Below are 10,630 nucleotides of genomic sequence, written 5' to 3'. Positions count from 1 at the left end.
TGCTGCCGGGGTACACGTAAGGGCGCAAAACAGCCTGAATTATGATAGGGATAGTGTACTGGTAAATCTGATTGTAAAAATGGAAGAATTGTGAAAATAACGTTGATACAGGTAAATATATGTGGTTTCAGCGGAGTCTGTCTTTATGTCAGTCGCTTTATCATCCCTTAAGGAAATATTACCGGTGCGGTTTACTCAATTTATGATGTGCAGTAATATTACGCATTCTTAACAAACTTATAATACGCACCATAATGATGAAAAACAGGCTTATTCTTATCTCTGCGCTGCTGCTTTCCGGCTGTTCTTCTGTCTGGGTGGAAGTTCCGGGCGGATCCGAATACACACGGGCAGAGGCAAATGCCTTCTGTGAACCGGAATCACACAAGCTTTATCCGGTCAAAAATGAAGTTGCCCAGCGCAGCGTGATGCGGGATGTGGAGAAACGCTGCAAAAAGGATGATGACTGCGGTAACAGCAAAACCTACAAAGAGCAGACCCCGGTAACGGAAAGTTATGTGATGGATGTGAATGAAGACAGCCGCAACCGCTATTTCTACAGCTGCATGAAAACAAAAGGCTGGGATCGGGAAGACCGCTGGATGTGGGAATAACAGGGATTTCAGGGCAGATATTGCGCTGCCCTGACCAAATATCACCGCTTATTTCTGTGATTTTTGTGCAAATTCCTGTTTGGCTTTCGCTAACTGTGCCTGAAATGCCGGGTCGGAATGTAATGTCGCGACAGCGGCTGAACCGACAATCCGCGCGGCATCCACATCACTCTGCCAGTGATAGCCGCAAATCACACGGCTCTGTCCGAGCTGATAGCCCCGTTCCAGAATCGCATCCTGATTTGCCGGATTGACTTCCGCCAGCACTAATGCCGTTGCCCAGCCGATAGACGTATGACCGGACGGGTAAGATCCGTTGGCGGAGAGTTTTTTCTGATCTTTGGTATTACAGGTTTCTGTGCCGTAAAACGCAAACGGCCGGATGCGCATGTAATGCTCTTTGGCGGAGCGGGTGGCAAGATCACCGGCATCCTCAATCATATTGGTCAGCAGTTTATACAGCTCCGGAGAGTCTTTTTCGGTTATCGGATAGCCGAATGCCCCTGAAAATGCGGTTGCCACACCTCCGGCCGCCAGGTCAGCATCTGCCTGTGCCTGTTTTCCTCGCTCTGTATTGCGCAGCATACGGCCTTTCTCATACATTGCCTGATCATTTAAAAACTGAATACTGCCGACTTCCGGTGGCGGCGGTAACAGTTTCAGACTGTCGATAGCCTGTTCATTTTTCAGATAATATAAATCCGGCTTGGTGGTGGCATCGTTGCCCGGCGGGATCGCGGCCAGTGCGGAAAGGGAAAACAGTGAGAACAGACAACCGGCGATAATATTCTTCTTCATGACATCTCCTTATCAGATACAACAGTATTACTCAGAAACCTGCCTGCCAGTGTAGGGCGGAGAGATGCAAATTGATGTTAACTCTTTCAAAAAAGTGTGACGAAACAGACGGAAGGCAGGTAAGTATTTTTGATGATGATTTTCAGATAATTTGACAGAAACAGCATGGTTTTTGTTAACGAACTGATAAATAAGACCCGGGTGATAGCATTAAAAAAAGATAACACACAGATATTATAAGAAAATATAAAGAATTGGGTTTTGTTTTTGCCGGCATATTCTTAACAATTAAAATAAAGGACGTTTTCCGGTTTTCACCGTCACGGAATGTTACCGCTACCGCTTCGCGTATCACTGCGTATACTCACAATGAGTAAGATTCTCATTCAACAGGGGTATATTATGACAGGTGTAATCAACAGGCTGTTATCACACGACGATGCCGGGAAATTATTACTGCGGCTGGCGGTCGGCGGATTAATGTTGTTTCACGGTATCGGTAAATTACTCACCGGTGCAGCGGGGATAAAAGGGTTGCTGGCTTCTTTCGGGTTACCGGAATTTATCGCTTACGGTACTTATCTCGGGGAAATTGTCGCACCGGTCTTTATTATTCTCGGCATTCTGACGCGGCCGTCCGCATTGCTGGTGTCTTTTACCATGGTGGTCGCCTGGCTGATGATAGGTGTGAATAAGACCTTTATGCTGGATCCGACAGGGGCGTGGGCGATTGAAAGCCTGATGTATTTCTTTATCAGCGGTATTGCGCTGGCCTTTATTGGTCCGGGTAAATATTCGGTGATAAAAAACCCGGCCTGGCGCTGATTCAGAAGACGGAAAGAAAAAGGGCGGATCATGATGATCCGCCCTTGCTGTTTTATCGGTTTCGTTAAGACGGCTGTGCCGCGACCGTTTTCGTACTTTGAGCTTTACGCGCTGTCCAGCCTTTGTGTGCCAGCGGTAAGAAGCCGATGACAATCGCCAGTACGGACACACCTGCCACATAATACGCCGGTGCCATTGCACTTTTCTGCAACCAGGCGCCGGTCAGCATCGGCGTTAAGCCGCCGAATACCGCGTAAGCCATGTTGTAGGCAAAAGATAAGCCGGAGAAACGGATTGCCGGCGGAAATGCCCGCGTACTGATAATTGGTGTGGTGGCAATCGCGCCGACAAAAAAGCCCATCACTGCATAGTTAATCACCAGTGAAGCCGCTGCGATATCCGGTGACAGTGCACTGTAGAAGTGAAATGCGGTGATCGCTAATCCGCCCCAGGACAATGCGAGTGTCACACGGCTGCCGATCTTATCTTCCAGCCAGCCCCAGAAAATACAGCCGAGGGTTAAGGTCAGCGTAGCCACGCAGTTTGCCTGTAATGACAATGTGCGATCAATACCGTACATCTTTTCCACCACAACGGACGGGGTCATCAGAATGATCACCACGATAGCGGTGGATAATGACCAGGTCAGCCCGGCGGTGACAAAACAGGCCATTTTGTGGTTTTTCAGAACCGTTTTTACCGGCATCTCTTCGGACAATGCCCGTTTGGCGGCCATCTCTTTAAAGATCGGGGTTTCCTGCAAAAAGCGGCGCAGATACACAGAAACCAGGCCGAACACCCCACCGAGGATAAACGGAATACGCCATGCCCACGCAGTGACTTCAGCCGCAGTATAAGAGGCCTGAACTGCGATAGCGACCAGCGAACCCAGCAAAATACCGCCGGTGATCCCGGAGGTCAGCGTACCGACACCCAGCCCGTAGCGCTGTTCCGGTGTGTGCTCCGCGATAAATACCCAGGCGCCCGGCATCTCACCGCCGATCGCCGCGCCCTGTAAAATACGCATCAGCAGTAACAGGACGGGTGCTGCCACACCGATGCTTTCGTAGGTCGGCAGCATACCGATGACCAGTGTCGGCACCGCCATCAGGAAAATACTCAGGGTAAACATGCGCTTGCGGCCGATAATATCGCCGAAATGCGCCATAATGATCCCGCCGAGCGGACGTGCCAGGTAACCGGCGGCGAAAATTCCCAGCGTTTTCATCTGGGCGATAAATTCGTTATCACCCGGGAAAAACAGGTGGGTTAGCGTACCGGTAAAAAACACAAATATGACAAAATCATAGAATTCAAGCGTGCCGCCGAGGGAGGATAATCCCAGTGTTTTATAATCGTTTTTATTTAATGGCCTTGCCTGAGGCTGACTTAATGGCGATGTATCGGTTGTCATAATTATGTCCTTTTATTTACTCATTTATTCAATGACGGGGGTCGTGTCATTTTTTTTCTCATTTGTGTTTCCCAAAAGAGAGGTGGCGGCAACACAATCCCGGTTATCACAGGGATAACCGGAAATAAAAAACGGGAATTGTCTGTTACCGGAGGGTATGCTTTGTTATAGCAAGAAATTCCGTATATTGTAAACAGCACCCGCTAAAACAAGATGAATATTCTAATTGCATATCATAGGTTGAACTATTGAACTAAATATGATTTGTGTCACGGATGATAACGTTAAGGAATCCGGAATGACAGCATATTATGAAAACCGGAACGGATAATTAACGGAATAATGAAAGGTTCAGCCCTTATTATTATTTACCGGGAATACGGGTTTATAAAATACGATTAATGCCATTATATGAATAAGGCTTATCAATATACTCACGAATGAACAGCAGTAAATAAATATAAATAAGTGTGAGCGGCATGATGATTATTTCAGAGCAGCAGTAAAGAAGTGATCATATTCACCGGATATTGTCAGTCCGGCATCATAATCCTCTGTGGCGGGGTAATGGCAAGAGGAGAGAAACGCAGCGGGAAGAGACAAAAACGGCCACGGAGAGCAGAAGGAAAACTTCTCTTTCCGTGGCCGCAGAGGATTATCTGAGCAAAAATCAGACCAGGAACAGGGTGGCGAGACCTAAAAAGATGAAAAATCCGCCGGTATCGGTGATGGCGGTGATCATCACACTGGAGCCGAGTGCCGGGTCGCGTCCGAGTTTCATCATCGTCAGCGGGATCAGTACTCCCATGATGGCGGCCATCAGCAGGTTAAGCACCATAGCCAGCGTCATTACCGCACCCATGGCGATATCGCCGTAGAGCAGGTACGTGACGACCCCCATAATCCCGCCCCAGACCACGCCGTTGATAAAGGCAACGCCCAGCTCACGCAGCAGCAGGAAGGAAAAACTGCCTTTCTGGATCTGGTGAAGTGCCAGGGCGCGGACAATCATGGTGATGGTCTGGTTACCGGTGTTACCGCCGATACCGGCGACAATCGGCATCAGGGTGGCAAGTGCAACCAGCTGGGAAATAGTATGCTCAAACACCCCAATCACGCGGGAAGCGACAAATGCGGTACAGAGGTTAATCGCCAGCCACGCCCAGCGGTTTTTCACCGCCTGACCGACCGGGGCAAACACATCCTCTTCCGGGCTTAAGCCCCCCATACGACGGATGTTTTCTTCACTCTCTTCATTCAGGTTATCAACGATATCCTCAACGGTGAGCCGTCCGAGCAGCCGCCCGTTATTATCGACAACCGCGGCAGAGATTAAGTCATAACGTTCGAACGCACCGGAGGCATCTTCGCCTTTTTCATCCGGCAGGAAGGTGACCGGCTCGGTTTTCATCACATCAGAGACCAGTTTGTCCGGTGACTGGGTGAGAATGGTGGTCAGCGGCAGCTCGCCCTGCAAAATATTATTGCTGTCGATAACAAAGATTTTATCGGTGGCTTCCGGAATATTGCTGCGGTAGCGCAGAAAACGCTGAACCGTTTTCAGCGGGACATTACCGCGCACCGTAACAAACTCAAAGTCCATCATCTGGCCGATACTGTCCGCCGGATACTGAAGAACCGTGCGGATGCGGTTACGCAGACTCGGTTCCAGATAGGTCAGCAGGCGGCGCATGGTATCGCGCGGCAGGTGCTCGGCGATATACGCCTGCTCATCCACATGCAGGGTGGCAACGGCGCGCAGCAGCTCTTTGTCTGACATATCTTTAATCAGGCTGTCCCACACGGAGACAGAGGCTTCCACCAGCACTTCCCCGCGCTGGTGGTTATCAATCAGATGCCAGAGCGCGAGACGTTCATCATAGGGCAGGGCTTCCAGCATATCCGCAAGGTCAGCGGCGTGGAGGTCAGTCAGCAGATTTTTGACTAACTTCGATTTTGAATGCAGTTCATCATCACTGAGCCTGGCATGTTCATCGGCGGTGCCCAGAATGGTTTCCACAAACTGCGAGTCGTTGAGGAACAGGGGCAAAACCTGCTGACGAATGTGAGCCAGCCGCTGGGAGTGCGGATTGACCGGTGATGAGTTATCAATGGCGAAAGTGTGTTCAGACATGATTTTCCTTTACACATAAAACTTTTAAACAAATAAGACTGGCCGGGGATTCTCCCTGTTAGACGTCTTCTTCTTTTATACCGAGGTGCCAGCCGGGCACATCATCCCAGTAAGCCTGCTCTTTTTCCAGATCAAGCTGCATTAATGTGTTGATAGTCAGATAGCGGCGCGGAAAAAACAGTGTCCAGTGTCCCTCATTGGTTTCCAGACGCAGTGAGGAGCGTTTGGTGGTGGACTGACGCTGATTATTCAGTAAGACCGCGAGGCGCAGGATCTGTATCAGGGGGATGACCTGTTTACGTTTAAACAGTGTGAATTTCGGGATATCGTCACTTTTTACCGCTTTGCGGTGGTAGCGCACCAGTGTGGCGAGCAGCAGCTGCTGTTCCTGGGTGAATCCCGGTAAATTGGTGTTCTGCAGAATATAGGCCGAATGACGGTGCAGGCCGGAGAGGTTGATGCTCAGCCCGACTTCATGCAGCCAGACCGCCCAGACCAGAATGGCTTCCAGCTGCGGATCAACCAGGGACGGATTCTGCTCCGCCCATTGCCGGTACAGGTTTTTCATGGTGGTGAGGACACGCAGTACCTGGGCGTTGTCCACATTATAGTGCTCCACCAGACTTTGTGCGGTGCGCTGGCGGATGTCCTGATGACGGAAACGGCCTTCCATCTCATACAGTACGCCTTCGCGCAGGGCACCGGCAGACAGGCGCAGTCCGGTGATTTCCAGTGCGTCAAACAGACCGCACAGAATCGCCAGACCCGGCACAAACACTTTTTTGCGATCGTCAGACAGCCCCGGTAAATTCAGGGCATCAAACCGTTTGTAACGCAGCACCTGTTTGACCAGCATTTCCAGGCGGACAGGGGTGATAATGCCGTCCCGCTCCCCCAGTTCACGCAGGATTTCACAGGCCGCTTTGATGGTGCCGGAGGCACCGAGACACACATCCCAGCCCTGCACGCGGAAAGCAATCGCCAGATTTTCCAGTTTGGAAACGGCCATCAGCCGGGCGCGGTTAAAGTTGGCTTCGGTGATTTTACCGTCCGGAAAAAACTGACGGCTGAAACTGACACAGCCCATACGGCGGCTTTCAATTAAAATCGGCTCAAAACGCTCACCGATCACCAGCTCAGTCGAGCCGCCGCCGATATCGATCACCAGTTTACGGCCTTTTTCCGGTTGTGTGTGCTCAACACCCATAAAAATCAGGCGTGCTTCCTCATGACCGGAAATAATTTCAATCGGATAGGGGATAACAGACGCGGCGCGTTCGAGAAACTCGTGCGCATTGACCGCTTCACGCAGACTGTGTGTCCCGACAATCGTGACCTGTGCGGCGGGAAAACCCTGAAGGCGCTCGGCAAACAGCGCCAGGCAGGCCAGCCCGCGTTCCATGGCGTCTTCACTCAGCTCATTCTGATCATTTAAGCCTTCAGCCAGATACACCCGCTGTTTCAGGCGGCTGAGAACCTGGAGTGCGCCGTTGACAATACGGGCAATCACCATATGAAAGCTGTTCGACCCGAGGTCGATGGCTGCGATTTCCAGCGGACGATCTTTTTCCGTGATCAGTGATAATGGCATGAACGGGCCTTTTAATTATCCGGTTGTTCCAGGGAACGAATATAGTCATAAACCGCCATCTGCGAGCGGACTTTCCGCTTGTTGCCGCGCGGCACATAATGGTTGGACATCTCTTTATCGAGATAACGCGCCTTCTCATTATCACTGAACTGAATATCCAGAATATCGAGCACCCGGCGGCGCAGCACCGGATCCAGCAGGCGAACCGCCACTTCAATCCGGTAATCGATATTACGGGTCATCCAGTCCGCAGAGGAGAGATAGACTTTTTCATCCCCTTTATTGGTAAATACATACACCCGGTCATGCTCCAGGAACCGGTCAACGATACTGGTTACCTGGATATTTTCACTGTACGGCACCTGTCCCGGTACCAGCGCGCACATGCCGCGCACCAGCAGACGGATTTTCACCCCGGCTTCTGAGGCATCATAGAGGCGTTCGCTCAGCTGTTTATCCACCAGATTGTTGATTTTCAGCGTGATCCCGGCCTCATAGCCGGCCAGCGCATTGGCGATTTCATCATCAATCAGCTGATTCAGCATTGCCCGTGAATTCTGCGGTGACACCATCAGGTTATCAAAGGAAACCGGGCGGTACGGGTTCTCAATAAAGTTGAACACGCGCCGGACTTCATTGGTGATCTCTTCGTTGGCGGTCAGCAGCGAGTAATCCGTGTAGATGCGCGCGGTTTTTTCGTTGAAGTTACCCGTACCGATATGGGCATAACGGCGGATCACATCCCCGTCTTCCAGCCGCGAGATAATAAACAGTTTGGCGTGAATTTTCAGCCCCGGCGCGGAGAAAATAACATGCACCCCGGCGGCGGTCAGGTGCCGCGCCCAGTGAATATTGGCTTCTTCATCAAAGCGCGCCTGTAACTCAACCACCACGGTCACTTTTTTGCCGTTGTGTGCCGCGTGGATCATGGAGTCGATAATGCGGGAGTCCTTGGCGACACGGTAGATATTCATCTTGATAGAAATCACGCTCGGGTCAAAGGAAGCCTGGCGCAGCAGTTCCAGCACATGCTCAAAGGTGTGGTACGGGTAATAGAGCAGTACATCCCGCTCACGGATAGCATCAAAGCCGTTGCGGTGATGATCAAACCAGACGTGCCGCAGACGCGGCAGCGGTTTGTTTAACAAATTCTTATTGCCTTCATTCGGGAAACGGATGAAGTCCTTGAAATTATGATAGCGCCCGCCGGCAATGACAGAGTCATCATTGGTCAGGCCGAGTTTTTCACGCAGCAGTGTCACCATTTCATCCGGCATATCGCGCTGATAGACAAAACGGACCGGCTCGGCGGTCAGGCGCTGTTTCAGGGTCGAAGACATCATCTCCAGCATACCCGATTCCATTTCGGTGGCGAGGTCATATTCGGCATCGCGCGTCATTTTCATGGAATAGGCGTTGAGGGCATCGAAATCAAAGAAACCCTTGAAGATTTCATCCAGGCAGTAGCGCAGAATATTGTCGATAAGGATCATCGACTGGCGGCGGCGGCCGTTTTCAGTCGGCAGATTGACAAAACGCGGGACTTTATCGGACGGAATTTCCAGCAGTGCATAGCGGGTTTCACGGCCGGACTTGACAATCTCCACCACCAGATAGGTGTAATCGTCTTTGAGGAATTCAACCAGATCGGTACTGGTCTGGATCATAATCGGCGTGATGTGCTGGCGCAGATGCTGGCGGAAATACTGCCGCAGCCAGATTTGTTGTTTCGGTGAAATCTGGCGCTCGTTGATCAGGAAAATCTGATTACGCGCCATTTCCAGCAGCAGGTCATTATACAGGGTATCAAATGCCTGATCCTGTTTTGCCACTTTGGTTTCAATTTTGCGCAGCAGATGGCGCGCACTGGCGCCGGAACCACGCTGTTCCTCATTAATCAGGATTCGGCGTTTAACATCCGCATAGCGGACTTTATAAAACTCATCCAGGTTATTTGAGTAAATGCCCAGAAAACGCATGCGTTCAATCAGCGGGTTGCGTTTGTCGGCGGCCTCCTGAAGAACCCGTTCGTTGAACGACAGCCAACTGAGTTCTTTTTCCATATAGAGCCTATCTTGGGACATTGTTACTCCGGAACGGGTTACGCTGAATCTGGGTTAAACACAGTGTACAGTTTACTAAAAAAACATTACAGGTTCTGCTTTACGCGGGCATTTTTTTCAACGTAGCTTTCCGCATCCGCTGATTTATTTTTCATCACCAGATATTCCGGCTGAAAAATACACATCCGGATGGCGGTGCGGTATTCTCCGTTGACGAAAAACTCATCAATTAACTGGCCTTCGGTATGGAAGCCGAGCTTTTTATAAATATGGATCGCTTTTTCGTTTTCGATATCCACAATCAGATACAGTTTATATAAGTTGAGGACAGAAAACGCATAATCCATGGCCAGACGGGCGGCGCGGGAGGCAAATCCGTGACCCTGATGTGAAGGGGCGATAATGATCTGGAATTCAGCGCGGCGGTGTACATGATTAATTTCCACCAGTTCCACCAGCCCGACTTTGGTGCCGTCACTTTCCACGATGAAGCGGCGTTCTGACTGATCGTGAATATGTTTGTCGTACAAATCACTTAATTCAATAAAGGCTTCATACGGTTCCTCAAACCAATAACGCATAATGCTGGCGTTATTATCCATCTGATGAACAAACGCTAAATCTTCACGCTCAAGCGGGCGCAGTTTTACAGGCGGAACAGCAGTGCCACCGGACATAAATCACCTCGGTATTGGTTGTATTTTATCAGACAGTGTAACACATAACAGAAACGGAATTATCCGGGGATCCGCTTTTCGGCATCATTGCAGGGGGGCGTGTGTAAAATTATAACAATTACCAGTTATTTGAGTACCGGTCGCGGCAAACTGATGATAAAGTATGTGATAATACGCATGCCATTAATAAATACCGGATATTTCTATGAACCCGACAAAAGTGTGCCGCACCCGTCTTAATACGCTTACTGACCTGCCGAATATCGGCGAAGCGATGGCGGAAGATCTGCGTTTGCTGGGGTATGAGACACCGCAGGATATTGCCGGTTCAGACCCGGTGATTATGTATGAAATGCTCTGCGCGGTAACCGGTATCCGTCAGGATCCCTGCGTTATTGATGTGTTCTGGTCAGTGACCGATTTTCTCTCCGGACAACCGGCACAGCCGTGGTGGAACTATACCGGACAGCGCAAAGCGTATCTTAATGAGATGGCAAAACTGCGGTAGTGATGA

General features: G+C 50.4%; 9 protein-coding genes. 3 read left to right on the top strand and 6 right to left on the bottom strand.

Going from position 1 to position 10,630, the window contains the following annotated elements; genetic code table 11:
• Positions 1–254 precede the first annotated feature (254 nt).
• A complete protein-coding gene (locus U868_RS0120120; RefSeq protein WP_025154844.1) occupies positions 255–614 on the top strand; it encodes a hypothetical protein in 360 nt (119 codons plus the stop codon).
• A gap of 48 nt (positions 615–662) precedes the next feature.
• Here the strand turns inward: U868_RS0120120 and phoC are convergent, their stop codons facing one another.
• The gene (gene phoC, locus U868_RS0120115) at positions 663–1,412 is read right to left on the bottom strand and encodes an acid phosphatase PhoC (RefSeq protein ID WP_025154843.1); all 750 of its coding nucleotides are present in this window, start codon (positions 1,410–1,412) and stop codon (positions 663–665) included.
• Between the two features lie 402 nt (positions 1,413–1,814).
• On the opposite strand from phoC, the gene U868_RS0120105 reads away from it, so the two are divergent.
• Positions 1,815–2,237: a DoxX family protein gene (locus U868_RS0120105; RefSeq protein ID WP_025154842.1), complete on the top strand. Its 423-nt coding sequence runs from the start codon at positions 1,815–1,817 to the stop codon at positions 2,235–2,237.
• Between the two features lie 64 nt (positions 2,238–2,301).
• Here the strand turns inward: U868_RS0120105 and U868_RS0120100 are convergent, their stop codons facing one another.
• From U868_RS0120100 to speG, 5 genes are all read right to left on the bottom strand, one after another.
• Positions 2,302–3,651 (bottom strand): MFS transporter, encoded by a 1,350-nt coding sequence (locus U868_RS0120100; RefSeq protein WP_025154841.1) that lies wholly within the window; start codon positions 3,649–3,651, stop codon positions 2,302–2,304.
• 670 nt (positions 3,652–4,321) lie between these two features.
• Positions 4,322–5,785: a magnesium transporter gene (gene mgtE / locus U868_RS0120095; protein ID WP_025154840.1), complete on the bottom strand. Its 1,464-nt coding sequence runs from the start codon at positions 5,783–5,785 to the stop codon at positions 4,322–4,324.
• Positions 5,786–5,843: 58 nt separating this feature from the next.
• A complete protein-coding gene (ppx, locus tag U868_RS0120090) occupies positions 5,844–7,376 on the bottom strand; it encodes an exopolyphosphatase (protein ID WP_025154839.1) in 1,533 nt (510 codons plus the stop codon).
• A gap of 11 nt (positions 7,377–7,387) precedes the next feature.
• The gene (gene ppk1 / locus U868_RS0120085) at positions 7,388–9,460 is read right to left on the bottom strand and encodes a polyphosphate kinase 1 (RefSeq protein WP_025154838.1); all 2,073 of its coding nucleotides are present in this window, start codon (positions 9,458–9,460) and stop codon (positions 7,388–7,390) included.
• Positions 9,461–9,525: 65 nt separating this feature from the next.
• Positions 9,526–10,116, bottom strand: a complete 591-nt coding sequence (gene speG, locus U868_RS0120080) for a spermidine N1-acetyltransferase (protein ID WP_025154837.1) — start codon at positions 10,114–10,116, stop codon at positions 9,526–9,528.
• Between the two features lie 205 nt (positions 10,117–10,321).
• Between speG and U868_RS0120075 the strand changes: the two genes are divergently transcribed.
• Positions 10,322–10,624 (top strand): helix-hairpin-helix domain-containing protein, encoded by a 303-nt coding sequence (locus U868_RS0120075; RefSeq protein ID WP_025154836.1) that lies wholly within the window; start codon positions 10,322–10,324, stop codon positions 10,622–10,624.
• The last annotated feature ends 6 nt before the right edge of the window (positions 10,625–10,630 follow it).

Origin of the sequence: Morganella morganii H1r, from assembly GCF_000633515.1 — a bacterium.
GTDB classification, from domain to species: domain Bacteria; phylum Pseudomonadota; class Gammaproteobacteria; order Enterobacterales; family Enterobacteriaceae; genus Morganella; species Morganella morganii_B.
The sequence above is the reverse complement of the archived record's forward strand: the minus strand, read 5'-3'. Positions and strand labels throughout refer to the sequence as shown.